This is a genomic window from Acinetobacter sp. YH12239, from assembly GCF_013417635.1.
GTDB lineage: Bacteria > Pseudomonadota > Gammaproteobacteria > Pseudomonadales > Moraxellaceae > Acinetobacter.
On record NZ_VPDP01000006.1, the window covers coordinates 94699 to 119837 of the forward strand.

General features: G+C 38.7%; 25 protein-coding genes and 4 tRNA genes. 7 read left to right on the top strand and 22 right to left on the bottom strand.

Going from position 1 to position 25139, the window contains the following annotated elements; genetic code table 11:
- Nucleotides 1–11 precede the first annotated feature (11 nt).
- The 5 genes from FTV17_RS07375 to ispH all read right to left on the bottom strand — a co-directional run bounded on the left by FTV17_RS07375 (nt 12) and on the right by ispH (nt 3842).
- The gene (locus tag FTV17_RS07375; RefSeq protein ID WP_081403224.1) at nt 12–755 is read right to left on the bottom strand and encodes a PilX N-terminal domain-containing pilus assembly protein; all 744 of its coding nucleotides are present in this window, start codon (nt 753–755) and stop codon (nt 12–14) included.
- Nucleotides 752–1789, bottom strand: coding sequence for a PilW family protein (locus FTV17_RS07380; protein WP_179998777.1), 1038 nt, complete (start codon nt 1787–1789; stop codon nt 752–754). Before FTV17_RS07380 ends, FTV17_RS07375 begins: the two co-directional genes overlap by 4 nt.
- A complete protein-coding gene (gene pilV / locus FTV17_RS07385; protein ID WP_257219902.1) occupies nt 1789–2307 on the bottom strand; it encodes a type IV pilus modification protein PilV in 519 nt (172 codons plus the stop codon). The genes FTV17_RS07380 and pilV overlap by 1 nt, the downstream gene beginning before the upstream one ends.
- A complete protein-coding gene (locus tag FTV17_RS07390) occupies nt 2307–2738 on the bottom strand; it encodes a Tfp pilus assembly protein FimT/FimU (RefSeq protein WP_179998779.1) in 432 nt (143 codons plus the stop codon). Before FTV17_RS07390 ends, pilV begins: the two co-directional genes overlap by 1 nt.
- 153 nt (nt 2739–2891) lie before the next feature.
- Nucleotides 2892–3842 carry a 4-hydroxy-3-methylbut-2-enyl diphosphate reductase gene (ispH, locus tag FTV17_RS07395; RefSeq protein ID WP_092766665.1) on the bottom strand — a complete coding sequence of 317 codons (951 nt, stop codon included), beginning with the start codon at nt 3840–3842 and terminating at the stop codon, nt 2892–2894.
- Nucleotides 3843–3976: 134 nt separating this feature from the next.
- On the opposite strand from ispH, the gene gmk reads away from it, so the two are divergent.
- The 6 genes from gmk to bfr all read left to right on the top strand — a co-directional run bounded on the left by gmk (nt 3977) and on the right by bfr (nt 8764).
- Nucleotides 3977–4597 carry a guanylate kinase gene (gene gmk / locus FTV17_RS07400; RefSeq protein ID WP_035264330.1) on the top strand — a complete coding sequence of 207 codons (621 nt, stop codon included), beginning with the start codon at nt 3977–3979 and terminating at the stop codon, nt 4595–4597.
- A gap of 75 nt (nt 4598–4672) precedes the next feature.
- Entirely contained in the window at nt 4673–4954 is a 282-nt protein-coding gene (rpoZ, locus tag FTV17_RS07405; protein WP_035264331.1) for a DNA-directed RNA polymerase subunit omega, read from the top strand.
- 204 nt (nt 4955–5158) lie between these two features.
- Nucleotides 5159–7261 carry a bifunctional (p)ppGpp synthetase/guanosine-3',5'-bis(diphosphate) 3'-pyrophosphohydrolase gene (locus tag FTV17_RS07410; protein ID WP_179998780.1) on the top strand — a complete coding sequence of 701 codons (2103 nt, stop codon included), beginning with the start codon at nt 5159–5161 and terminating at the stop codon, nt 7259–7261.
- Between the two features lie 76 nt (nt 7262–7337).
- A complete protein-coding gene (locus FTV17_RS07415; RefSeq protein ID WP_179998781.1) occupies nt 7338–7721 on the top strand; it encodes a RidA family protein in 384 nt (127 codons plus the stop codon).
- A gap of 153 nt (nt 7722–7874) precedes the next feature.
- On the top strand, nt 7875–8069 hold the full coding sequence (locus tag FTV17_RS07420; protein WP_035264349.1) for a bacterioferritin-associated ferredoxin: 195 nt from the start codon (nt 7875–7877) through the stop codon (nt 8067–8069).
- Nucleotides 8070–8299: 230 nt separating this feature from the next.
- Nucleotides 8300–8764 carry a bacterioferritin gene (gene bfr / locus FTV17_RS07425; protein WP_035264352.1) on the top strand — a complete coding sequence of 155 codons (465 nt, stop codon included), beginning with the start codon at nt 8300–8302 and terminating at the stop codon, nt 8762–8764.
- Between the two features lie 38 nt (nt 8765–8802).
- On the opposite strand, the gene FTV17_RS07430 is transcribed toward bfr, so the two are convergent.
- The 17 genes from FTV17_RS07430 to tpiA all read right to left on the bottom strand — a co-directional run bounded on the left by FTV17_RS07430 (nt 8803) and on the right by tpiA (nt 23148).
- Nucleotides 8803–10431, bottom strand: a complete 1629-nt coding sequence (locus tag FTV17_RS07430; protein WP_179998782.1) for a PglL family O-oligosaccharyltransferase — start codon at nt 10429–10431, stop codon at nt 8803–8805.
- A gap of 12 nt (nt 10432–10443) precedes the next feature.
- Nucleotides 10444–11631, bottom strand: coding sequence for an O-antigen ligase family protein (locus tag FTV17_RS15510; protein WP_179998783.1), 1188 nt, complete (start codon nt 11629–11631; stop codon nt 10444–10446).
- The gene (locus FTV17_RS07440) at nt 11628–12959 is read right to left on the bottom strand and encodes a sulfatase-like hydrolase/transferase (protein WP_179998784.1); all 1332 of its coding nucleotides are present in this window, start codon (nt 12957–12959) and stop codon (nt 11628–11630) included. Before FTV17_RS07440 ends, FTV17_RS15510 begins: the two co-directional genes overlap by 4 nt.
- A 44-nt stretch (nt 12960–13003) precedes the next feature.
- Nucleotides 13004–13468 (bottom strand): pilin, encoded by a 465-nt coding sequence (locus FTV17_RS07445; RefSeq protein WP_179998785.1) that lies wholly within the window; start codon nt 13466–13468, stop codon nt 13004–13006.
- Nucleotides 13469–13649: 181 nt separating this feature from the next.
- On the bottom strand, nt 13650–14210 hold the full coding sequence (locus FTV17_RS07450; protein ID WP_179998786.1) for a TPM domain-containing protein: 561 nt from the start codon (nt 14208–14210) through the stop codon (nt 13650–13652).
- Nucleotides 14204–15238, bottom strand: coding sequence for a YgcG family protein (locus FTV17_RS07455; protein WP_257219903.1), 1035 nt, complete (start codon nt 15236–15238; stop codon nt 14204–14206). The genes FTV17_RS07450 and FTV17_RS07455 overlap by 7 nt, the downstream gene beginning before the upstream one ends.
- A gap of 60 nt (nt 15239–15298) precedes the next feature.
- Nucleotides 15299–15889, bottom strand: a complete 591-nt coding sequence (locus tag FTV17_RS07460; RefSeq protein ID WP_179998788.1) for a LemA family protein — start codon at nt 15887–15889, stop codon at nt 15299–15301.
- Between the two features lie 151 nt (nt 15890–16040).
- Nucleotides 16041–16445, bottom strand: coding sequence for a ribosome-binding factor A (locus FTV17_RS07465; RefSeq protein WP_179998789.1), 405 nt, complete (start codon nt 16443–16445; stop codon nt 16041–16043).
- Nucleotides 16445–19159, bottom strand: a complete 2715-nt coding sequence (gene infB, locus FTV17_RS07470) for a translation initiation factor IF-2 (protein WP_179998790.1) — start codon at nt 19157–19159, stop codon at nt 16445–16447. Before infB ends, FTV17_RS07465 begins: the two co-directional genes overlap by 1 nt.
- Before the next feature lie 14 nt (nt 19160–19173).
- Complete coding sequence (gene nusA / locus FTV17_RS07475) at nt 19174–20658, bottom strand: transcription termination factor NusA (protein ID WP_035266021.1); 1485 nt, start codon at nt 20656–20658, stop codon at nt 19174–19176.
- A gap of 39 nt (nt 20659–20697) precedes the next feature.
- Nucleotides 20698–21222 (bottom strand): ribosome maturation factor RimP, encoded by a 525-nt coding sequence (gene rimP / locus FTV17_RS07480; protein WP_035266019.1) that lies wholly within the window; start codon nt 21220–21222, stop codon nt 20698–20700.
- Between the two features lie 202 nt (nt 21223–21424).
- Nucleotides 21425–21501, bottom strand: a tRNA-Met gene (locus FTV17_RS07485).
- A 91-nt stretch (nt 21502–21592) separates the two neighbouring features.
- Nucleotides 21593–21669 (bottom strand) — tRNA-Met (locus tag FTV17_RS07490).
- An 81-nt stretch (nt 21670–21750) separates the two neighbouring features.
- Nucleotides 21751–21827, bottom strand: a tRNA-Met gene (locus FTV17_RS07495).
- 48 nt (nt 21828–21875) lie between these two features.
- Nucleotides 21876–21960: transfer RNA gene (locus FTV17_RS07500), tRNA-Leu, on the bottom strand.
- A gap of 53 nt (nt 21961–22013) precedes the next feature.
- A complete protein-coding gene (secG, locus tag FTV17_RS07505; RefSeq protein WP_035266018.1) occupies nt 22014–22343 on the bottom strand; it encodes a preprotein translocase subunit SecG in 330 nt (109 codons plus the stop codon).
- A 13-nt stretch (nt 22344–22356) separates the two neighbouring features.
- Nucleotides 22357–23148, bottom strand: coding sequence for a triose-phosphate isomerase (tpiA, locus tag FTV17_RS07510; RefSeq protein ID WP_179998791.1), 792 nt, complete (start codon nt 23146–23148; stop codon nt 22357–22359).
- Nucleotides 23149–23409: 261 nt separating this feature from the next.
- Between tpiA and pilB the strand changes: the two genes are divergently transcribed.
- Nucleotides 23410–25119 (top strand): type IV-A pilus assembly ATPase PilB, encoded by a 1710-nt coding sequence (gene pilB / locus FTV17_RS07515; RefSeq protein WP_179998792.1) that lies wholly within the window; start codon nt 23410–23412, stop codon nt 25117–25119.
- Nucleotides 25120–25139 lie beyond the last annotated feature (20 nt).

Below are 25139 nucleotides of genomic sequence, written 5' to 3' on the forward strand. Positions count from 1 at the left end.
ATACATCCCCATTAAGATTCAGCGCGCTGATAAGCATCAAAAATGTAACTTTGAATTTGGGTGTTATACGGCACACCAATATCCTTTAAACAGGACGAAATGGTTTGTGCATTACCCACCAATGGTGCTGTATGTGGTCGGCGCAAACAAAGATGAATTTCATCCGTTAAATCTGTCGAAGACAATGCGGGTAAGAGCGATGTTGAATAGACTGTTATTTTTTTAGTATCAGAAGGTTGTCCTATACTTTCAGTGTCAGTTCCAACGTTTGCGTTTGAAAGTGGGATATCATGATCACTGTCTGATGGAGGGCTTACGATTACAGACACCTGAGTTAATTGCGCCTTACGAGCACTGGCATAATCCCCATCGTTTGATAAGGAACAAAACCCAGAAACACCATCGACTGAGACATCACTCATTGCTTCATTCCAACGCAATACACTACTGTTGGAAACATTAAACATCGCACTATTGGATTGGTTTCTAAAACAGAATACGACTTCGTCACCTTCATTCTGAATCGAGTAACCAATTAAGCTCAGAGGGTTACCACTGGAGGCAGCATAGCCGCCATGCCCCAATCGATAAAAAACAGTATCGGAAGATTGCATTAACAATTGTTGCGCTTGGCTGTTGGTGGTGATATTCAAACTCACCATACTTTGTCGAATCGCCCAAGTACCAATAATGGTGAGTAGAACTAACATAATCAGTACCACAATCAGCGTTGCACCACGTTGATGTTGAATCATAAGCCCTCCGCTGAATCCATCACACTCATACCATTTCGAATCGCGATCGTTTGTGTAATGACTTGTCGAATAAATTTAGTCGCGACGGTTTTTTGTGTTTTTTTTAATTTTACTTTTTGATCAAGAACTTCAAATTCTTGATGAGGAGAAATCGCTTGATTTTGACCTACATTTTCAGATGACCTTACTAATAAACCGACCTGTATTGAATTGATGCGTGGACGTGGATAAACATTGAGCTTTTTATAATCTTCAATACTTATATATCTTTGCTGTGCCGTATTATCGTCATTAGAAATCCCCAACAGATAGTGAAAGTGATCAACACGATGCATCAAAATTTCACCATTCGTTGTTCCAAAGACAGTCTTTTTATTATTAAAATTTTTTAAAATTTGAGTGCTGTTACGCGTGTACCACCCTGCTTCACAGGCCAAGACCAATGCATCGTGTGGTTCTTTTTGTATATTTGCATTTGCATCTTTACGTAGAAAAAAACGTTGAACAATATATCGTCCAGCATCGTAATTATTACCTTCACAATCCACACCTTGTGTATCAGCATAAAACTGCATGACCAATTGGTCGCTCATTCCCGCTTGAGCAGGTTGTGAAGATTCAGCTGAAACCAACTCTATATTACTCGGCATATCAGATTGTGATACAGGCACAACCTCCGTATTTGGAATATTTCGTGAAATATTGACGGGAATATTGGTCGCATTAAATGCCAAATCACCAGATGTAGGCACCACTGGAGATTGAGCTGAAGTGATAACAATGCCACCATGCGTCAAACGATCATTTATGATATTTACTTGACCATAATTTGCTTTACGAATTTCATAAGTGAGAAAGCGCAGACCAAAGTTGCCGTTATCTTGAACCTCCGACATTCCTTTCTGCATCGTGAATCCCATCTGCCCTGTAAAAAACAGATGTACCGCAGCAGCGGTAATCAATAATCCAAGCACTAAAGCGATCATAAGCTCAACTAGCGTCAAACCTTTTTGCGTATACCTATGATGCTGCATCAATAAAGCTCCATAACGATGCATTGCGCTTTTGGTAAATAACTTCCACCATGGGTACATGCATCTTTTGCAGAAGCATCATCGATAGGTTTTGTTTTTCCCCATGCTACGTAAATGCATCGGCGAGATTGCAAATTATTACTGACTTGGCAATTCGGCATTTTGATACTCATACCAAGACCATTGGCATTTTTTATTATCTGGGCAGCATCATAATGGGCAAAATCGGCTGCTTGAACACATGGGTTCGTCGTTCCTTTTTGCACACATGATTTGGCTGTAGTTGTTTGTGTTTCTGCATTTATTCTGGCTTGATACTGAGTATAAGCATTCGAGTTCGCACGTATCTTCTCAGATAAATCGCGTGCTAAATTCATGGCCTGTAATTTAGACATTGCTTCGTGTGAAGCATCAATTGCGCGCATTTGTAAAAATGAAAACCCCAATACCCCAATGGCCAAAACCAATAAGGCAACTAGAATTTCAATCATTCCTACCCCCTGTTGCGTAGCACGCATTAGCATGTTCCCTCTGCTTTTAAATATTGTGTTCCCATTCTTGTAATTGCTATCGTTTTAGAAACACCTAACACCTTATTACAGATAGAAAAATTTATGTCAGATGTAAAGTCAGAAATTCCCCCATCCATCCAGAAGGTGACTTTTTCTTGTGATGAAGTCAATTTATTTTGCGCTTTGGGTGTCCAATGAAAGATTGTACTGCTATCTGATTGATTCGACTGAAGATCTACAGTCGCATCTTTTCTTAACAATGTTGCTTGATTACGCGCCATCATGAGCACGCTTGATAATTCACGCACATCTGAATTTAGGCGATATTGCGCAACAATATTTTTAAAAGATGGAATAGCCATGGTTGCTGTGATTGATAGCACAATTGTGGTAATCAACAGCTCAATAATGGTAAAGCCCTGTTGTAAGTCTTTCATATTCAAACTTTTGTATTTATTTATTAATGTTACAAAAGTAATATTTTATAATTATAAAACCAACACAGTTATGATAAATGGTATGAAAATGAGGATAAGATCACACTTTTAAAATCTGTTCACCTATCCTGCTATGTCATTGATAATTCATTATTAAGCTTGAGTAACTTGAATTCTCAATTCTTTAGGCAAGCTAAAGGTTATGTTCTCTTCTCGCCCATTTAATTCCTGCGGTGACGTAGCGCCCCAATCTTGTAGACGCTGAATCACTTGTTTGATCAAAATTTCAGGTGCTGAAGCACCTGCAGTAACACCAATTTTAGTAGTTTCAGCAAACCATTCCTTTTTCAGCTCATCCGCATTATCTACGAGATAAGCATGCTTACCCATTCGCTCTGCCAATTCGCGAAGACGATTAGAGTTCGAAGAGTTTGGAGAACCAACAACTAAAACGACATCACATTGAGTCGCTAAATCACGGACCGCATCTTGACGGTTTTGAGTTGCATAGCAGATATCATCTTTACGTGGCCCTTGAATTGCTGGAAATTTAGCACGTAAAGCATCAATGACCTTTGCAGTATCATCAATTGAAAGTGTCGTTTGAGTCACAAATGCTAACTTATTAGGATTATTTACCTGTAAAGCAGCGACATCATCTTCATCTTCAACCAGATAAATTGCACCACCATTTTTTAGATCATATTGCCCCATTGTACCTTCAACTTCTGGATGCCCTTCATGACCAATCAGAATGGCTTCTATCCCTTCACGCGCATATTTTGTGACTTCGATATGCACTTTTGTCACGAGAGGACATGTGGCATCAAATACTTTTAATCCACGGCGCTCAGCTTCTTGCTGCACAGCTTTTGATACGCCATGTGCACTAAAAATCACGATATTGTCATCAGGAACTTCATCTAATTCATCTACAAAAATTGCACCACGTTGGCGTAAGTCGTCCACAACAAATTTGTTATGTACCACTTCATGACGAACGTAAATGGGAGGATTAAAGCTTTCAAGTGCACGATTAACGATCGCAATAGCGCGGTCTACACCAGCACAGAAACCACGTGGATTAGCTAAAACAATTTCCATAAGACCCTCAAACGATCGCTAAAATTTGGTCAATGAATCAGAATATTTTTTAAAACAAATGCGAATTGCTATTTAGTTTAAAAGCACTCTGCTCTAAAATAGAGAAGATATTTTATCATATCAGGAAAAATATCATGTCGGGTCTCTTGTTTGTCGTTTCAGCTGCTTCTGGAACTGGCAAAACATCATTAGTTAAAGCCCTACTTGAGCGCGTAAGTAATTTACACGTTTCTGTTTCACACACTACTCGAGGTCAACGTCCTGGTGAATTAGATGGTGTGCATTATCACTTTACCAGCAAAGAATCTTTCATTGAGCAAGTGAACCAAGGTGGTTTCATTGAATACGCGGAAGTTTTCGGTAACTACTACGGCACTTCACAAGCGACTGTAAAAGAACAACTTGCAAAAGGTCATGATGTTTTACTTGAAATTGATTGGCAAGGTGCAGAACAGGTTCGCAAACTTTTTCCTGAATCAAAACAAATTTTCATTCTTCCACCTACTCAATTCGATCTTCGCCAACGCCTATCAAACCGCGGTACAGATTCTGTTGAAGTGATTGAGCATCGCTTAAGTTGTGCGGTAGAAGATATGCAACAGTACGTAAACTTCGATTACATCATCTTGAATGATGATTTTAATAAAGCTTTACATGATCTTGAGTCTGTCATTAATGCGAACCGTCTGTCATTATCACAACAGGCTCACCGACATAAAGATTTAATTCAAAAATTAATCACACCGAATTCGTGATTAAACTTGAGTCTATAGACAAAGCATTTTATACTGCGCAGTCTGTTAAAAAATTTCATACATACGAGAACTCTTATGGCACGCGTAACCGTTGAAGATTGTTTAGACCATGTAGACAACCGCTTTGAGCTTGTACTAGTGGCAAGCAAACGCGCGCGTCAACTTGCTCGTCAAGGTATCGAACCAACTGTAGAATGGGACAATGACAAACCAACAGTGGTTGCTTTACGTGAAATCGCTGAAGGTCATGTCACTAAAGATATTTTGAAACAGCGTGAGCAAGATTATCAAACGTCTAGCTTAGATTTAGCACTTTCTGCAAATAACTTAAACTTAGATGGTTTTTCTTTCCAATAAGCTTTAAGACCTGCATTTAAAAGAGCCTAGTCCAGTGACTAGGCTTTTTTATTGATTTTTTTTAGAGAATGATTCGACAAAATTGAAAAAATTTGTTAAAAAAATTAGATCTATTCTCTATTTAAAAATAGAGCATTGTAGCAATATGAATTTTTAGTAAAGTCTTTTACTTTTTACTCTCTTCCACGGATTCAAAGGTGTAGTATGCCAGGCCCATTGGTCAGCCAAGCTAAGCAACAGCTAAAAGTCATCATCGACGCGTATTTATCTGAAAAGGACGTCGACAGAGTACTTGTGGCCTGCGATTATGCTGACATGGCGCATGATGGTATTACACGCAAAAGCGGTGAACCCTATATTCTGCATCCGATAGCCGTAAGTTGTATTCTGGCGCATATGCGCCTAGACCCAGAAACGTTGATGGCAGCACTACTGCACGATGTCATTGAAGATACCGACTTTAGCAAAGAAGACATTACTGAAAAATTTGGCAAAACAGTGGCTGAGCTGGTCGATGGTGTTACGAAATTAAGCCACTCTAGTGACAAAGAATATAATAAAGCAGCCTCATTCCGAAAAATCCTACAAGCCACGTTACAAGATCCTCGTGTGATCATCATTAAACTTTCAGACCGTTACCATAATATGACGACTTTGGAAGCTTTAAGACCAGATAAACGTGCCCGTATTGCACAAGAAACTTTTGATATATTCGTGCCAATGGCACGTTTGGTCGGCATGAATGAAATGGCTGACAATCTTGAACACCTCTGCTATCAAAATCTTGATTTAGATATGTTCAATGATGTACAAGATGCTTTGGCGCAAACCAAACCGCAACGCTGTAAGTACCAAGCCATTTGGGAAAAGCATTTGAGCGATCTCTTGGAAAACTCCAATATTCCTGGGCGGATTAAAAAGAAAAACAATAACATTGAATTATTACGCCACTTTGTTAAAAACGAAATTAACCTTCAAGAACTCACACATAGTCATGCGTTTGAAATCGTACTCCAGACCATTGCCGATTGCGATCGTTTAGTTGAGTTGTTAAAAGATAACTTCCAAGTTTTAAATTACCAAGATCATATCCGCCGCCCTCTCCCTGGTGGTAATCAATCCTTGATGCTGAGTTTGAAAGGCGAGAAAACAACGCTTTCGCTCACCATACAAACTGAACTTATGCGTAAGGCTGCGCGATTTGGGGTAGTATTAGGTGAAAATGCTCCTCAAACATGCCGATCTGCCATTCAGGCATCTATGCAGAATTTGCACACCTTAGTCGGTGGCGACTGTGCAAAGACCACGTTTAATGATCTATTGGATTATCTACATCAAGAAAAAATATGGGTCTACACCCCTCAAGGTCACTTACATGAATTACCACAAGGGGCGACAGCAGTAGATTTCGCTTACTCTGCGAGCTTATTCTTAGGTAACCATGCTGTCGGCTGTAAAATTGATGGTGAAATCAAACCGCTTTCTACACCACTCTCAAGTGGTCAAGTTATTGAGGTGATTACAGATGTTCTCGCTTCACCCAACCCGGATTGGCTGAGCTTTATCAACACTCAAAAAGCGAGACGCTCTATTCAAAATATTTTGCGAGATCAAGATATTGATGAACAGCGCCTTGTCGGTCAACAAGCCTTAAATCGTGCATTAAAGTTATTTAATACGTCTATTCATGATCTAACCGATCAAAATTGGACTGAACTATTACAATGGCGCCATATTCCAAGCAAAAATCAACTTTTTGAACAAATTGCTGTAGGTGATTTGCTCCCACAACTTGTGGCGAACCACCTCTTTGCTCAAGATCATCATCAAGATCAAGCATCAAGTCGCCTGATCTTAGGTACTGATGGTGTAGATGTAAAATATGCCCATTGTTGTAATGCAGTGTTAGGCGATCCTATACAGGGACATTTATCTCGCCGTGGTCTTATTGTTCACCGTGCTCGTTGTAAGAATCTTCTACACGAACAACAGTTACATCCTGAAAATATTATGCCGTTGCACTGGAAAGATGAAGGAGAATCAGAAATCAACTTCAATGCTTACTTGTGTATCGATCTATTATTAAGTGATGAGCAAATTTCAGAACTGATTTATATCTGCCGTAAATCAAAAATCGGAATCGAGTCCGTTCGACAATACGAATCAAAAACCTATCTGAGTATCGTTGTTCATAGTCGTCAGCAAATTGCGCAAATCATTCGTGAACTCCGCATGCAATTTGGTTTTCCACGTATTTCACGCATGTCAGCTCCTCTTGCCGTTGAAGAAGTCTCACATGCCTGCTAAACAAATACAGATTAGAGCTTTCACCTATAGTGTTCATCCTTTATGATGAAGCTAGATTTGAATAATGGAGAAATAGATGTCCCGCCAAGTCATTCATACTGAAAATGCACCTGCTGCAATTGGTACTTACTCTCAAGCCATTCTTGTCGGCGATACACTTTATCTTTCAGGACAAATTGGATTAGATCCATATAGCATGGAATTGGTTGAAGGCATTGAAGCTCAAATTCGTCGTGTATTTGATAATCTAAAAGCAGTTTGTGAAGCTGCAGGTGGTTCTTTAGCTGATATTGCTAAACTGAATATTTTCCTCACTGATTTATCTCACTTTCAACTAGTAAACCAAATTATGGGTGAATATTTCGCTCAGCCTTACCCTGCACGAGCGGCATTAGGCGTTGCAAGTTTACCTAAAGGTGCACTGGTTGAAATGGATGGTGTTGCAATTATTTCTAAATAATTTCAATATCTTAGGAAATACCACCTATGAGGTGGTATTTTTTTATCTAGAAAAACGATGAATTAAACAGCATTTTTAAATGAATTTCATTGACAAACGATAATAATTATCAATAATATCAACTATCGCATTTATCCTTGTGGTTGAGCAGAAATGTACGTTTGTTTATGTCGTGGAATTACAGATCAAGATATTAAAGATGCTATGGCAAATGGCGCTGAATCTTATCGTGAAATTCGTGACTTGCTTGATCTAGGCACTTGTTGCGGACGCTGTGTTCCTGAAGCACGCAGTATTATTAATGAAGAACTTGCTGAAATAGCTGCCAGAATTTCAATCGCCGCTTAATTCAGGATGTGCTAAAAAATAATAACAACTCATTCTATAACTATAATTCAGATTTCCAATTTCTCCCCCCGCTTTGACTCAGCGGGGTTATTTTTTGCAAAAGTGTATTTGATTGCGATTTTCATTTGCTGTTCAATAAATTACTCGTCAGGCTTTAGCAAGTTGGGTTAAGATAATCTCTATCGATAGCCTTCTATGATAGGCTGAATTTTGAGTTTGGAGCTAAGATCATGAAAGGCAACCGTGACGTTATTCATCAGTTAAATCAGGTGCTTTACCACCATCTTACAGCCATCAACCAATATTTTTTACACTCACGCATGTTTAATGATTGGGGCATTGAGCAACTCGGTTCAGCGGAATATAAAGAATCTATCCGCCAAATGAAGCATGCAGATAAAATTATTGAGCGCATTTTATTTTTAGAAGGTCTTCCAAATCTGCAACATCTGGGTAAGCTTTATATTGGTCAGCACACAATCGAAGTACTGCAATGCGATGTTCGGAAAGTCAAAGAAAACATTGAAACGATTCAAACTGCTGTGAAATTAGCAGAAGAACAACTCGATTACGTTACACGTGATTTAGTACAAGAGATTTTAGAAAAAGAAGAAGAGTATTTAGATTGGGCGACCACTCAACTCGACCTTGTCGATCAAGTTGGTGTAGAGAATTATATTCAAAGCCAAATTTAATGATTGAAATAAAAAAAATCCCCTTTCGGGGATTTTTTTTATTTCAATAACTCATCATACTCAATATGCTGCTTATGCAATGTTTCTAAAATCCATAGTTGATGCTTCGCTTCTTGCTCCATACCATTAAAAGCCAACACTTGTGCATACTTATGTAAATCATATTTTGATGCCAAGTTTGCAACCATTCGCTCTAGATCAGCAAGTTGTTGTTCTGTCATTTCAGTTTTAGGATCTAGTCCAATCCACCACACGCGCTCTTTAAATTGAGTAATCAACCAAATTTGCTTTTGCATGGTGTGTTGTTGATCTGCTGTTAAAGCTTCAGCCTTTGATGCGAGTACACTTTGCTCTTTATATAAAAAATAATCCCGTGTCGTAACTAAAGCCCCAACAATCGTAATAAGAGCAATCACTGCGAACACTCGACCATTCATTTTTAATGAAGGTAAATTTGTATATTGCGCTTGAATGATGCCCAGTAAGAAACCTGCCGGAAGTAAAAAATAAGCATAATGTAAAGGAAACTCTAACATGCCATGAATGAGGATCGCACATACCATTAATGTTGCAATGATCGAGATATTATCCTTCACTCCTTTATTGAGCCAAAGTAGCCAAGCTGCAAAGTACAGAAGAATAAGCCCACCTAGAATCAAGCCATTCCAGACCAATAAGTCTAGAATCATGTTGTGTGCACTTTTATACCAAAGTGAAACTTGGAAAGTATCGGTAATATAGTATTGCGCTAAGCCTGTTTGATTCCATCCATACCCCCACCATGGTTGATGCAGAATCGCAGCTATCATTTGTTGCCACATATCAAGGCGAATATCACCCATACCTTGGACAGCACGGTTTGCTGCGGAACTTTGCACGACTGAAGCTGAATCACCAATAGAAAAAATCAACTGGTTGATCGTCGTTAAATTCAGTGTTAAGAGTACAAATAAACCTAACCAAAAAGCTAAATGGGTCAATGAAAATCGATTCTGTTTTTTGAATTGTTTGATTAACCAATAGATCACGATAAAAGCACAAACGATAATGCTTGTTCGGGATTGTGCTAAAACAATTCCCAATAAAATAACAAATGCGATTGGTATAAGATAAAGATTGGAAAGTAATCGTTTTTCAAATAGATAGAGCGAACTCAGTAGCCCTAAAAAAAGTAAAGTCCCTAAGTTATTGGGTTGAGCTAAATTGGCGTAAGGTCTATTTCCCTTTAGTGGATAAATGAGATCGCCTAAAATCCAATTCAACTGGAGCCATTGAAGCATCGCGAATATAGCGGAAATGAAGCCAACGGAAATAAATGTTAAACAGGTAATTTTAAATACTTGCTCTCTCTTTTTCTGTTCAAGGCAAAGTTGATATCCAGCAATGACCATCAATACAAAGAACAGAATATACGCAAAACTAAATAAAGCATTGCTGAAATAGATATTCTGTCCAAAAATAAATTGAATGAGTGGAATACTTAAAAATGGCAATAAATAAAGCTGTGGTTTTGCAATTTTTACTTTAGATTTTGCGAAGCATAGCAATAAAAAAGAGGCTGCAATAAACGTCAGTACTTCTGAACCGAAGGTTGGCCAAGGAGAACGATGATATGGTAGCAGCCAAGCTAACGCTAAAAATAGCAAACATGCAAATAAGTTCAGCATACAAATATGTAGTTAAGAAATAGTAATTGTACTTTTCGAATCTAAATTCGCCAACAGTGCACCGTAAAAGAAACAAAAAATATGTAAAGTCACGATGTAATAGAATCCCCCATTGAACATAGCAGCGATGAATATGTTGATAACAAAACTCGTCAAAATTATAAATTCATAGTTCTTTTCAAATTTAGCAATACAAATTAATGGTTTCACAAAAATAATTGAAACAAGAATAAAACCGATGAACCCAAATTCAATCAATATTTGTAAAATCAGATTATGTGCATGGGCAAACACGCCACCTGCAAAAGGAACCGCAATATTTCTTACAGCCTCAGGACCTAAGCCCCATAGCGGACTTTCAGAAAACTTGCTTAATATCATTTGATATAACTCGACCCGGCCTGAGGTATAGCTATTAACCGACTTACCAACCACATCAAATGATCGCCCCATACCTAAACCAGGTAAATTTGTTTTAAAAAACAGTGGCAAGATGACTGATGGAACTAAAACCATAATTAATTTTTTTATAGTCTTAATATCATTTAAAACTAAAAATATAAGGGCTAAAGCGACACTTAAATAAGCTGCTCGAGCTCCAGTCCAAATAATCACAGAAAGTAAAACAACTGAAAAGATATAATATATAAAACCAAGCTTCAGTTTTTTATTCAACAGCAAAATAAATGAAGCCAAAAAACAAATGGACAGATAATCCGCGATATGTCTGATGTTTGAAAAAAATGGCATATCCCATATCCAATCGTAATCAGCTGGACTCGGAACACTAAACCAATAAAATATTAAAACTGTACAATGAAGGAAACCGATTAGACTCAAAATTTGGCTGATACAAATCAGATCAAATCCTTTATTCTTGTAGTTAAAGTATCCAAATATTCCAAAAATAATACTTAAGACCACTCCAAAATAACGATACAACATGTGTTCATTTTTATAAGGTGAGAGATAGAGAGAAACTCCAAAAACTAGAAACAATAAAAAAAAATAAAACAGTGATCTTTTCTTTTCGAAGTTAAAATATTCAAGTTTATATTTCAATAAAACAAATAATAACGCCACACCCAAAATAAAAGTAATCACTAAATTATTGATAAGGCTATAAGAAACACTACTAAACCCTATAATAAAAAATAAAAAAAACAAAAAGACATTATTATATGTTTTTAAATTCGTCACTCTATATACCCCACGATCATTGGAACTTTAGCATCTTTAAATTTGATTTCATTATTTTCGAGCAACGGTGGCACATGATCTCCCACAATTATGATCATTGTTCCACTAAGTTGTGATTGAATTAGCAATTCACCTATATTTGAAAAAAACTGCTTCTGTAATTTTAAATTTCGGCATAAAGAGGATTTTCCATCGATTAAAAATCGCTCGCAATCAAATTGATCATTTTTAAGATCTCTCAAGTCATATGAAAGATGCGTATTCAACGTAAGCCAATAAAGAAAAATTTGATCGTGATTCATGAGTTTATTTCTAATAACTTGCATCAAATCTCGATCGCACAATCCTGGAAATGAATAGCAACGCGAATTTAAGTTTAAAAAATTTTCATAAAATAGAGATTCCTTGAAACCTAATTTTGGATACCAGTCTTTCCTCTCATACATGGTGCTCGCAGCACCATGAACACCCAGTGTATGAAATCCCCTTTTACTCAAAATATGAGGTAGACACTGTTCAAATCCATTTTTTTGTTTTTTTAGATTAAAATTATTCAGATATAGACCGCATAACTCTCTAATTTCAGCATTGACTGTAAACCCATCTGTACTAACTTCAGACTGTTTGAGTAATTTAAACCGTTTATTGTTTAAAATTTCATGCAATAAATCTTCTTGAATTTCATCTGAAGTGACTCCCCATGATTCATTTACAATAAATAAAATTTTTTTAGGATTTTCAATTCTTAATACTTCATCATAACCAGTTGAAAAAGAATATCTTTCTCCTAAAGCATTTTCTGAATTTTTAAATTTTTTTATAAAGTCTGCATTTCTAAATTTAATGAAATTATAAATTTGTGAATCAAAATATTTAGATTCACCAATACGCCATGCTCGCTCACCCTTGGCAATATAAAAACTCTGTAGTATTGAAAGTAAGATTACAATAACGACTACATAGGAAAAGTATTTTTTGGAAATCGAAAATTTCCCTAGCACTTCCAATAAGAAAAACAGATATATAAATAGGGATAACAATCCAAACGAAATTATTATTTTTTTACTATGATCTATTTCTGGTATAAATTTAAATAGATAAAGAATATCGGATAGATGAATAATAGGAAATATTTGAAAGAATATATTCAACCCATCTATAAAAATACAAAGTGCAAATAGTATTACAGCTAGAAATCTATTCCTAAAAAATAAAAAAATGAGCAAGACTAATAAGTAGTCGTAATTGATCAATGGTCGCCCTACACCCAAGTAACTAGCAAGTGCAACAAGGACAAAGTTGGCGAGAAGAATATAAATAATTTTCATATAAAAAAAGAGGATTTAAAATCCTCTTTTCAACACAATTTAGCTTATGAACCTGATGCTGCTGCTAAAGATTGAGGAAGAAATTCAGTACCTACTGTTGTTGTTCCTGTTCTTTTAGCAATAACACCATTGTCATTAACTGTCATATCAACAACCTTATTTGCAACTTTACTTGATACCCCATTGGCATTAAAAGTATATTTGATACCACATACTAAATTATTATTAGCTGCATCACCGCTAACTTTAGTAATAGTAGCATTACCATATTTACCTGTTGCAGTATCCGTACCTGCAACTGCTGCTTCAGCACCATTAGCAAAACATGAATTATTTTGTAAATTGGTTTGAATACCAGTTTTTAAACCACCAGCAAGCGTTAAAGCCTCACTCACTTGAGATTTAGCAATATAATTCTGGTAAGCAGGAATCGCAATCGCAGCAAGAATACCGATAATTGCAACAACAATCATTAACTCGATTAAAGTAAAACCTTTTTGAGCGTTCATAACATCTCTCCTAATTTTTAAGTTCAAAGTTAACAACCTATCCCCAAAATAGATTTTGTTGTTGCTAACTAACTGATGCTATTTTCGAATAACTCTGCAAGGTTGCCAATAAATAATTTTCAAATTTATTATTAATGTTAATTTATGTAAAAAAGTGACATTTTTTGTCACTTTTCTTAACTCAACTTAAAATAATTGGCTGATTACTGAGTTCATTTGCTAAATCTTGCACTTTATCATCATAAAAACGATTCAAAATTTCGCCGACTTCCATCACGCCGACAATAACACCCTGTTTATAATTTTTATTTTTTAGCTCATTAATCATGTGATCACAGATTGCTTGCCAATCCTGTTGCGTTGTTGCCTTTTGAATGCCACGATCAATCACAATTTCAACTTTCTGCTCACATAGATTTAAATATATCAGTACACCACTATTAAATTCTGTATCCCATACACCTAATTCAGCAAAAAGTTGTTCGGCGCGCTGACGAGTATTCATTGAATAAGCCAAGGCACATGGAATATATCCCTCTATGACCACTTGAATCTCACCAACATGCCCTTGTTCCGCTTGTTTCACCGCCTCTGCAATTGCATTTTGATCCATTTTGGAAAAATAACGTTTAGACGCAGGCAAATAACAAAAATGCTTAATCCAACGCTTGAAGCTCGGTTGAGATGCTTGTTGCAACTTTGGTTCAGTGATAATTTCTGTCGTTTCAGTTTTTGTTACCATGAGCCTGACGCACCTCCCCCACCAAAGCCACCACCACCGCCACTAAATCCACCACCGCCAAATCCGCCTCGACCGCCACTGCCGCCGCGTCCTCCGCCAGATAAAAATGCTTGGAAAATCAACTGTGCGATGGATGTAAATAATAAAAAGAAAATTCCAATGCCCACAATCAAGCTGATTAAAATCCCTGAACCATAAATCATGCTCGCAGCAAAAGCAGTAACACCCGCGACCGAAGCACTTAAACGATTACCAATAATAAAAGAACCAATCACACCAGCAATCAAAATGAATAACACCGTGTTAAATGTCTTTTCTTTTGCATATTGTGCTTTTAAGGCTTGTTCTTGTCTAAGTTTCAGTTCTTCAGCGGCTTGTTGGGCAATTTCAGGATCAAGGTTAACGATTCGTTCAATTTCTCTGACTCCTGAAATTAAACCCTGTCCAAATTGATTGACTTTAAAGTAAGGCGTGATTTGTTCACGAATGATTCGACTCGCAACGATATCTGGAATGATACCTTCCAATCCATAGCCTGTTGCGATATGTAATCTTCGATCATTGATTGCCACCGCGATTAACAAGCCATTATCTTGTTGAGCAGAACCCAACCCCCAAGTCTGTGCAGTACGCATTGCAAAGTCAAAAATACCTTCCTGACCAGTTGTTGGAACGATTACGATCCCAATTTGAGCCTTACCCTCATTATATAGACCGCGAATTATTGTATCGAGTTCTGACTTTTCTTGAGGAGAAAGTATATTCGCCTGATCTATCACAGGTTCATTTAATGTAGGGAGTTGACGTTGTGTGTCTCCTTCCTGCATATCATTTGAAACAGTAACAGGAGGTACTGGCGTCTGGTTATTTTGCTGAGCACTTGATGATGGATTTGTTGAATTGGGTTGAATCACTTTTCCCAGCACAATCGCGTCAGACTCATGATCTACTGCTGTTGCAGTTTCTGCATGAACCATTTGCAATGTACAGGTCATTGCAAAGACAAATAGCCATGAAAGCAATTTCATACTATTGTGTCTAAGATGCTGAGTTCTCATGCTCATATTCATCAACTTATAATCATTGATTTAATCAAAAGAAACATTAGGTGCCTTTTGTGCACTTGCTTCAGCACTAAAGTTTTCTTTTGCATCCATGCCAATAACTTTCGCAGTCATAACTTGTGGAAATTGACGAACATAGGTGTTGTAATCTTGGACGGTAGAAATATAGCGATTACGCGCAACTGCTATACGGTTTTCTGTACCCTCTAATTGTACCTGCAAATCACGGAATTGCTCATTCGCTTTAAGATCTGGATAGTTTTCAGTCACTGCCAGCAAACGTGATAATGCACTTGTCATTTGCGATTGCGCTTCTTGGTATCGTTTAAACAATTCTGGATTTTCAAGAACTTCTTTATCAACTTTAAGCCCTGCAACATTTGCACGAGCCTCTGTGACTTCAGTTAAAACTTGTTCTTCATGTTTTGCATATCCTTTAACTACATTCACCAAATTCGGTACAAGGTCTGCTCGACGCTGGTATTGGTTTTGTACCTCAGACCATGATGCAGTCACCGCTTCATCTTTCGCTTGAAGTGTATTGTACCCACAACCTGTGAAAAGCAAGGTACTTGATAATGCGAGCACAACAGCTGATTTTTTTAAAATTTGCATGACATCAACCTCATTATTTATTTGTATTTGTTTAATTAAAAATATTGTATACGCAAATTCAAAATTGAATGTAGCATTTATTTTATGGCTTTAGTTTATATAAAAATATTGAGATAAAAAAAGCCACCCTAAGGTGGCTTTTTGTTTGAAATTACTCTTCGTCTTTTTTCTCTTCAGCTGGCGGTAAATCCTTCACAGCTTCAGCAATTAGACCAAACATGTAGTTTCCGTATGCATTAGTTTTATCATAGTGGAAACGTAAACGAGGTGTGATGCGCGTCTTGATACGACGGCTCAACTCATGGCGCAGGAAACCTGATGCTTTATTTAAAACATCCAAAGTATCTTTATTTGCTGCTTCACTTTGCTCATCACCAAGTTCACGCCCCATGACAGTGACATAAACTTCAGCATAGCCTAAATCTGGGCTCACTTTCACCGCTGAGATGGTCACGAGACCACCTAAACGTGGATCTTTCAGCTCCTGACGGATGAGTTCAGACAACTCTCGCTGAACCGTATCCGCCATACGCTTAAGACGTTGACTACCCGCCATTAAAGACTCCGTTTAATTAATTGAACATCATAGACTTCGATCTTATCGAGTGCTTTGATGTCTTTATAGCCTTTGACTGCAAGACCACATTCCATACCGGCACGAACTTCTTCAACCACTTCTTTATAGCGACGAAGTGATTCAAGTTCACCTTGGAACACAACCACGTCATCACGTAAGACACGAATTGGTTTGTTACGGTGTAATACGCCCTCAAGGACCATACAACCTGCTGCCGCACCAAATTTACTTGAGTGGAATACTTCACGTACTTCAGCCACACCAAGAATCGTTTCACGATGTTCTGGTGCAAGCTTACCGCTCATTGCATCTTTCACATCATCAATCAATTGATAAATGATTGAGTAGTAACGGATGTCAATACCATCTGCATCGGCTTTTTGGCGCGCTGTATTGTCTGCACGAACGTTAAAGCCTAATAAGAACGCTTCTGAAGATTCTGCAAGTGTGACATCAGACTCAGTAATCGCACCAACACCTGAACCAATTACACGCACTTTCACTTCATCAGTTGAAAGTTCAGCAAGAGCTACATGAAGTGCTTCCAATGTACCGCGAACATCTGTCTTCAGAACGACATTAACAATCGGCACATCTTTTTTGCCCATTGAAGCCATTAAGTTTTCAAGACGCATTGCAGATTGACGCTCTAAACGTTTTTGACGTTCACGATCCATACGCGCATCAGCCACTTCACGTGCTTTCTTCTCATCATTTACAACAAGAACTTCGTCACCTGCCATTGGCGCTTCTGGAAGACCTAAGATTTCAACTGGAATCGATGGACCTGCAGACTTAATACGTTGACCATTTTCATCAGTCATCGCACGTACACGACCGTAAGATGCACCAGCTAGAACAAGGTCACCTACTTTTAATGTACCATTTTGAACAAGAATCGAAGTAACCGCACCACGACCTTTATCAACACGTGCTTCGATTACAACACCTTGTGCCGCACCTTCTTCAGAAGCTTTAAGCTCTAGAAGTTCAGATTGAATCAAGATCAAGTCAAGAAGTTCATCAATACCTGCACCGGTGTGCGCAGAAACCATCGCTACAGGGACATCACCACCCCATTGCTCAGGCACGATTTCTTTAGTTGTCAATTCATTCAATACGCGATCTGGATCAGCAGATTCTTTATCCATCTTGTTGATTGCAACAATGATTGGCGTACCTGCTGCACGAGCATGGTCAATCGCTTCCGCTGTTTGTGGCATAACACCATCATCAGCTGCGACCACCAATACAACGATATCAGTTGCTTTCGCACCACGTGAACGCATTGCTGTAAATGCTGCGTGTCCCGGAGTGTCTAAGAAAGTGATAATGCCTTTATCCGTTGTAACGTGATAAGCACCGATATGCTGTGTAATACCGCCCGCTTCGCCTTGTGCAACTTTCGCACGACGAATACGATCAAGAAGCGATGTCTTACCATGGTCAACGTGCCCCATGATTGTAACTACTGGTGGACGCGTCGTTTGAGCACCACGAGCCTCTTCAGCAGCTTCAAGTAAGTTATCTTCCGCTTGAGTATCTGATACTAGAACTGGGTTATGACCCATTTCTTCAACCACTAGAACTGCTGTATCTTGGTCGATTGATTGGTTTTGAGTGACAAGCTCACCCATTTTCATGAGTGTTTTAATTACTTCACGAACCTTAATCGCCATTTTTGCAGCAAGGTCAGCAACAACAATAGTTGCACCGATTTCAACATCATAAACTTGCTTTTTAACTGGCTTCTCGAAACCATGTTTATTAGCTTGGCTTGATTTCAAACCACGTTTATGAGAGTTGTCACGGAAAGATTGCTCTTCTTGACCACGACGACCACCTTTCTTAGGAGAACGTGCACCTGGTGTGTTATTACCACGCTTAATGTCACGGTCTTCTTTCGCGAATGAATCTTCGTATGCTTGACCAACAAGACCAGCAGCCAATGGAGAGTCATCGACCACACGAATCGTTGCAGTTGCATCTTCATTAGAGTATTTAGAAGCCATCTGACGCATTTGTTCAAGCGTACGTTGTTGTGCTTCTTCAGCTGCTTTACGACGTGCTGCCTCTTCAACTGCTTTTAATTTAGCAGCTTCAGCTTCACGTGCTTTTTTCTGTTCTGCAGTTTCAGTTGGCTTAGTTGCTTGTTTAACAATCGGTTTATTTGTTGACTTGCGCTTAACCACAACCGCAGCTTTAGCAACTTCTTGCTTCTCACTCGATTGTTTCGCTGCAGCACGCATTGCATCTAAGTTCGCTTTCGCTTTACTTACTGCAGGTTGCGCCTTCTCTTCAGCTTGAGCTGGTTTAACTTCAACTTTTTGCTGTGCTTTTGCTTCAGTTTCAGCTTTTGCTTTTGCCAATGCTTCAGCTTTAATTTGTTCAGGATCTGGCTTAGTAAACGTATGCTTCTTACGAACTTCTACGTTAATAGTTTTAGCTTTACCTGATGTACTTGCTACTTTTGCAGTACTCGTAGTTTTACGTTTCAACGTGATTTTTCCTGCGCTGCCGCTGTCTTGCCCATGCGCTTTTTTCAAATGAGCGACTAAACGGTCTTGCTGTTCTACTGAGATTGTGTCTTCTGCCTTAGATTGAGGCAACCCAGCATCTCGCACCTGATCTAATAGTTTTTCAACTGGAAGACCTACGCTGACTGCTAACTCTTTAATTGACTTATCCGTCATGTATGACCTCCTCGTTAATTAAACCATGATTCACGTGCTTTCATGATCAATTGACCTGCTTTCTCAGCACCTAAACCTTCGATATCAGAGATATCATCAGTTGCCTGATCTGCTAAATCATCTACTGTGATTACACCGCGAGCCGCTAATGCATAAGCAAGCTCTGAACTCATTCCTTCCATCGCTAGAAGCTCTTCGCTCGGTTCTTGAATATTTTCTTGCTCTTTCAGTGCATCTGCTAATGCAACTTCTTTCGCACGGCTTTGTAAAAGCTCAACCGTTTCTGCATCTAATTCGATTTCATCAAATGTTTCAGCTGGAACGTAAGCAATCTCTTCAAGTGAAGTAAAGCCCATTTCTACCAATGCCATCGCAAGGTCTTCTTCAATATCAAGACGACCTACAAACATATCGAGATATTGCTGTGCTTCATTTTGTTGACGAGCACGATACTCTTCTTCAAGCATCATATTGAGCTTGTAACCAGTTAACTCAGAGGCTAAACGTACGTTTTGACCTTGAGAACCAATTGCACGCGCCAATTGATCGCTTGTAGCAAAAATAATATCTGCTGTGCGTTCTTCTTCATCAATCACAATACCCGATACATCTGCTGGCTCTAAAGCACTTGCGATATATTGAGCTGGATCATCTGACCAAACTACAACATCAATACGTTCACCATTCAATTCTTGCTGTACAGCTTGGATACGTGTTCCACGCATACCAATACATGCACCAACTGGATCAATACGATGATCGTTCGTTTTCACTGCAATTTTAGCACGAACACCCGGTTGACGTGCAGCAGCTTTAATTTCGATGATTTCTTCAGAAATTTCTGGAATTTCTTTTTTCATCAATGCCATTAACATTTCTGGCTTAGCACGAGAAAGTTGTAGCTGCGCACCACGACCTTCACGGTTTACGTTAAATAAAATCGCATTTACACGCTGTTTAGGACGTAAAATTTCTTTTGCGATCATTTCTTCACGTGCAAGATATGCTTCCGCATTCTCACCGAGGTCAATAATGAAACCATCTTTAGTTTGTTTCTTTACTTCACCGTAAATTAACTCACCAACTTTAGATTCATATGCATCTGCAATAAGCGCACGTTCAGCTTCACGAATTTTCTGAACAATAACTTGCTTCGCGATTTGAGCTGCAATACGACCAAATTCAATTGATTCTACTTCAAGCTCACGCACATCTCCGATTGACCATTTCGCTGGGTCCACATCAGAAATCGCGTCTTGGCATGCAGGCATTTCATGATCTTCATCTGCTACTACAGTCCATTGACGGAAAGTACGGTATTCACCAGTCTTACGATCGATTTCAACGCGCAACTGTGCTTCTTCAGAATTTGTGCCTTCGTAGAATTTTTTCTTCGTTGCAGCAACTAGAGCTTGCTCGAGCGCTTCGAAAATCGCTTCACGACTAACACCTTTTTCATTACTAACCGTCTCAGCAACGGTAAGAATTTCACGGCCCATAAGTCACCTACTATTCAAATTCTTTTAGTTAAGATTAATTTAGTCTTGGTAGATCAAGTTGGCCTTATCGATATTGTGACTATCGATCTCGAGCACTTGTTGCTTTTCAACTTCAACTTGGATCATTTCATTTTCTACATCTACAGCAACCAGTTTCGCTTGGAATTTACGGCGGTTATCCACTGCAGAAATCAAACGTAAAGCAACTTGTTGACCAATATATGCTTGCATCTGTTCAAGTTTAAAGAAAGTGCGATCCCAACCTGGAGATGACACTTCTAATGCGTATTCACCAGAAATTGGATCATGAACATCGAGGATTGCACCAACTTGTTGGGTAACACGTACACAATCTTGCACACCCACACCACGACCAAGATCAATTTCACCGTCTTCGGAAATAACAGGTTCTTTGTTTGGATCTTCAGGCTTGTCAATGTAGATACGTACTAGCGAACGCTTACCCTGAGGTGTAAATTCTAAACCCCATAGTTCAACATCGCACGCCTCAACAGCGGGTGCGATCAGTTCATACAATGCTTGGGTTTTATTTGATAACTTCATTTACTCTCGTCATTTATGTGCGATTCAATCGGCCAACAGACCGACACAGACTAACTATAGTGATAGCATGATTATTTGACCAATTGATGTCCACACTACACGATAGATAACAAAAAAGGGCGCATTCGCCCCCATTATTGCACAGAAAAGCAATGCCCACTGTGCAAAAAGGCCCACCTAGTTGTGAGCCTCTTTAGAAACTTGGTAGCGGGAGCTGGATTTGAACCAACGACCTTCGGGTTATGAGCCCGACGAGCTACCAGACTGCTCCATCCCGCATCAACGTGCAAAATTATATCTAAATATGAATCATTTTTCAATCAGAAAAACTTTCTAATTAGACTTGATTAAGTTGCACCTTAATCAAAAGTGGTAGCGGGAGCTGGATTTGAACCAACGACCTTCGGGTTATGAGCCCGACGAGCTACCAGACTGCTCCATCCCGCATCAACCTGCAAAAAATGTATCTCAACTTAGACCTTGTTTAAGTTGCCTATCTTAAGTTTGCATCTTAATTATAGGATTGATTGGTAGCGGGAGCTGGATTTGAACCAACGACCTTCGGGTTATGAGCCCGACGAGCTACCAGACTGCTCCATCCCGCATCAACAGATTTTGCTGCAAACACCAACTTAAACTTCTGGATTATAAGTTGGTGCGGAAGGGGGGACTTGAACCCCCACGCCCGAAAGCACTACCACCTCAAGGTAGCGTGTCTACCAATTCCACCACCACCGCAGCTGTGACGCATTCTAGTGGTTTCAATGAAAAATTGAAAGCGAAATATTCAATTATTCAGCTGGTTTTGGTGCAGTTGATGAAGTTTCAGGCGATTTTTGATCAACTTGCTCAGTTGTGTTAATCGTTTTCAAACCATAAGCATCTGTCGTTTGCTGCTTCGCAAAGTAAGCCAAGCTAATACTTGTGATAAAGAATAAAGCAGTAAGTATCCCGGTTAAACGAGTTAAGAAGTTACCAGAACCAGAAGCGCCGAATACAGTCGCTGCACCGCCACCGCCAAAAGACGCACCTGCATCTGCACCTTTACCATGCTGTACTAGAATTAAAATAATCATCAATAACGCTAAAATGATGTGTAGCACCAGTACAAAAGATTGCATGATGAACTCCTAATTATTTTGATTGGGCAAATGCTTGCGCAATTTGAACAAATGATTCTGCATTGAGTGATGCACCGCCTACGAGGGCACCATTGATATCAGGGCATGCTGCCAATTCAACAGCATTCTCAGGTTTTACACTACCACCATAAAGAATTGCTATGTTTTGACCTTCAGGTGTAATTTGACTCAATCCTTCACGAATTTTAGCATGCATTGCTTGTGCATCATCCGGGGAAGCTGTTTTACCAGTTCCAATTGCCCAAATTGGCTCGTATGCGACGGTAATATGCACCCATTGCTCTGGATTCACAACACCTGCAATGTCACAAATTTGTTGTAACACCACTCGCTCAGCTTGCCCACTTTCACGCTGTTCAAGGCTTTCACCCACACAATAGATGATATGTAAGTTAGCAGCTAAAGCATTTTTTATTTTTTCATTCAGAATCGCAGGCGTGTCATTAAATATTTCACGACGCTCAGAATGTCCAATTAATACATAATCGACTTGGCTATCCTTTAAAAGATCTGCGCTAACTTCACCTGTAAATGCACCAGTACCCGCAATACGTGATACATCTTGAGCGACCACAAACACTTCATGAGCATCTGTTGCAAGTTCATTTTTTACTTGGAGTAAAGCCAATAAAGTTGGCGCAACACCAATTTTACAAACATCATGAGCGATTGAAGCTTGCTCAAGCTGTTGTTTCAAATCAGCTAAAAGCTGTTGCGTGTTAGCCTGCATTGGGTTCATTTTCCAATTGCCTACAACCCACGGAGTAATTGTCGAACCCGACATAGATCTAACCTTCTATCAAAAATGCGCACATTCTACACGGATTTTAAAAAATTAACGTAAAAATTCAATGGATACAGATTCAGCACCTAGAATTCTTTAAAAAAAGACAACATAAGACACAATACCCAACAGAATAAGTGAAAAAATTCAATTTTTTCATAGTTTTCGGATAATATTAATGATTTTAAGTATAGAATTTTCTACTTATAACCGTATAATTTTAATATTCGAATTATAAAATGAATTTAAGGCGTATTGGGGATGACTTTAGATCAAAGTGGGCCAAAATTTTCTGGGTTAAGTCGTCGTTTAGTTGATGAAGGCATTTTGACCTCCCAGCAAATGCAAAATGCTATTATTAATTCAAAAAAATCTCATCAAAAATTAGTACCTTACCTCGTTGAGCATCTCAAAATACGAGCAAATACGATTGCTGAAATGGTTGCTCAAGAGTTTGGGGAGCCATTGTTCGATTTAGATGCATATAATGTTGAGTTACTACCCAAAGATATCGTTGCAGAAAATCTTGTTACAAAACATGTAATCTTACCTTTATATCAACGAGGTATATCTTTATTTGTAGCGACGAGTGATCCTACAGATATCGAAGCACTGGAAGCGATTCGATTTAACAGTAAGTTAAATGTCGTCCCTATTACTGTTGAACATAACAAACTCGAAAAGCTGATCGACAAACATTTTTCCGAAAATGAAAATTTTAATTTCGGTGATGAAGATCTTGATGTTGACGTCGTCGAGACTGATACAACTCAAAATAATAACGATGATGGCCCTTCAGGCGATGATTCCCCGATTGTTAAGTACATCAATAAGCTTTTGGTTGACGCCATTCGCATGGGTGCATCAGATTTACACTTCGAACCTTATGAAAAAACGTACCGAGTTCGATACCGTGTCGATGGTGTATTGAGAACCATTGCAACCCCACCACTACAACTCGCTAATCGGTTAGCTTCACGCTTGAAAGTCATGTCTCAAATGGACATTTCAGAAAAGCGTATTCCGCAAGATGGTCGTATTAAACTTAAATTATCTCGCACTAAAGCGATTGATTTTCGTGTTAACTCATTACCAACCTTATTTGGTGAAAAAATCGTATTACGTATTTTGGATCCTTCTAGTGCAATGCTCGGTATTGATGCATTGGGTTATGAAGAAGATCAGAAAGCTTTATTTCTTGAGGCACTTGAGAAGCCTCAAGGCATGTTACTGATTACGGGCCCAACAGGTTCTGGTAAAACAGTATCGCTTTATACAGGATTGAATATTTTAAATACTGAAAATGCCAACATCTCTACAGCAGAAGATCCCGTAGAAATTAATTTAGAAGGCATTAATCAGGTCAACGTCAATTATAAAGTGGGCTTAAGCTTCTCAGTCGCATTGAAATCATTCCTGCGTCAAGATCCTGATATTATTATGGTCGGGGAGATTCGAGATCTCGAAACAGCTGAAATTGCAATTAAGGCAGCACAAACAGGCCACATGGTGATGTCTACACTTCATACCAATAGTGCTCCTGAAACCTTAACTCGTTTGCGTAATATGGGGGTTCCCTCTTTTAATATTGCAACCTCGGTGAATCTCGTCATTGCTCAACGACTTGCTAGACGACTGTGTGTGCACTGTAAAGTACCTGCTGATATTCCTAAACCAAGTTTGTTAGAAATGGGATTCACAGAACAGGATTTAGCAGATCCAGATTTTAAAATTTATCAACCTGTCGGTTGTCCTGAGTGCCGTGATGGTTATAAAGGACGTGTCGGTATTTATGAAGTCATGAAAGTGACACCTGAAATTTCGAAGATTATTATGGATGATGGCAATGCATTAGAGATTGCAGCTGCATCTGAAAGACTGGGGTTTAAGAATCTTCGACGTTCGGGCTTAATTAAGGTGATGAACGGACTCACTTCTTTACAAGAAGTGAATCGTGTGACCAGTGAATAATTAAAAATAAGGAAATCATT

Excerpts from the sequence above, each read along its gene's own strand:
- FTV17_RS07440 (WP_179998784.1), bottom strand. The coding sequence starts at position 12,959 with ATGAAAATTATTTATATTCTTCTCGCCAACTTTGTCCTTGTTGCACTT.
- FTV17_RS07430 (WP_179998782.1), bottom strand. The coding sequence starts at position 10,431 with ATGCTGAACTTATTTGCATGTTTGCTATTTTTAGCGTTAGCTTGGCTG.
- FTV17_RS07455 (WP_257219903.1), bottom strand. The coding sequence starts at position 15,238 with ATGAAATTGCTTTCATGGCTATTTGTCTTTGCAATGACCTGTACATTG.
- nusA (WP_035266021.1), bottom strand. The coding sequence starts at position 20,658 with ATGGGCCGTGAAATTCTTACCGTTGCTGAGACGGTTAGTAATGAAAAA.
- FTV17_RS07445 (WP_179998785.1), bottom strand. The coding sequence starts at position 13,468 with ATGAACGCTCAAAAAGGTTTTACTTTAATCGAGTTAATGATTGTTGTT.
- secG (WP_035266018.1), bottom strand. The coding sequence starts at position 22,343 with ATGCAATCTTTTGTACTGGTGCTACACATCATTTTAGCGTTATTGATG.
- gmk (WP_035264330.1), top strand. The coding sequence starts at position 3,977 with ATGTCGGGTCTCTTGTTTGTCGTTTCAGCTGCTTCTGGAACTGGCAAA.
- FTV17_RS07460 (WP_179998788.1), bottom strand. The coding sequence starts at position 15,889 with ATGCAAATTTTAAAAAAATCAGCTGTTGTGCTCGCATTATCAAGTACC.
- bfr (WP_035264352.1), top strand. The coding sequence starts at position 8,300 with ATGAAAGGCAACCGTGACGTTATTCATCAGTTAAATCAGGTGCTTTAC.
- pilV (WP_257219902.1), bottom strand. The coding sequence starts at position 2,307 with ATGCGTGCTACGCAACAGGGGGTAGGAATGATTGAAATTCTAGTTGCC.
- FTV17_RS07465 (WP_179998789.1), bottom strand. The coding sequence starts at position 16,445 with ATGGCGGGTAGTCAACGTCTTAAGCGTATGGCGGATACGGTTCAGCGA.
- rimP (WP_035266019.1), bottom strand. The coding sequence starts at position 21,222 with ATGAAGTTATCAAATAAAACCCAAGCATTGTATGAACTGATCGCACCC.
- FTV17_RS07390 (WP_179998779.1), bottom strand. The coding sequence starts at position 2,738 with ATGAAAGACTTACAACAGGGCTTTACCATTATTGAGCTGTTGATTACC.
- FTV17_RS07415 (WP_179998781.1), top strand. The coding sequence starts at position 7,338 with ATGTCCCGCCAAGTCATTCATACTGAAAATGCACCTGCTGCAATTGGT.
- infB (WP_179998790.1), bottom strand. The coding sequence starts at position 19,159 with ATGACGGATAAGTCAATTAAAGAGTTAGCAGTCAGCGTAGGTCTTCCA.
- FTV17_RS07380 (WP_179998777.1), bottom strand. The coding sequence starts at position 1,789 with ATGCAGCATCATAGGTATACGCAAAAAGGTTTGACGCTAGTTGAGCTT.
- rpoZ (WP_035264331.1), top strand. The coding sequence starts at position 4,673 with ATGGCACGCGTAACCGTTGAAGATTGTTTAGACCATGTAGACAACCGC.
- FTV17_RS07450 (WP_179998786.1), bottom strand. The coding sequence starts at position 14,210 with ATGGTAACAAAAACTGAAACGACAGAAATTATCACTGAACCAAAGTTG.
- ispH (WP_092766665.1), bottom strand. The coding sequence starts at position 3,842 with ATGGAAATTGTTTTAGCTAATCCACGTGGTTTCTGTGCTGGTGTAGAC.
- FTV17_RS07410 (WP_179998780.1), top strand. The coding sequence starts at position 5,159 with ATGCCAGGCCCATTGGTCAGCCAAGCTAAGCAACAGCTAAAAGTCATC.
- FTV17_RS07420 (WP_035264349.1), top strand. The coding sequence starts at position 7,875 with ATGTACGTTTGTTTATGTCGTGGAATTACAGATCAAGATATTAAAGAT.
- tpiA (WP_179998791.1), bottom strand. The coding sequence starts at position 23,148 with ATGTCGGGTTCGACAATTACTCCGTGGGTTGTAGGCAATTGGAAAATG.
- pilB (WP_179998792.1), top strand. The coding sequence starts at position 23,410 with ATGACTTTAGATCAAAGTGGGCCAAAATTTTCTGGGTTAAGTCGTCGT.
- FTV17_RS07375 (WP_081403224.1), bottom strand. The coding sequence starts at position 755 with ATGATTCAACATCAACGTGGTGCAACGCTGATTGTGGTACTGATTATG.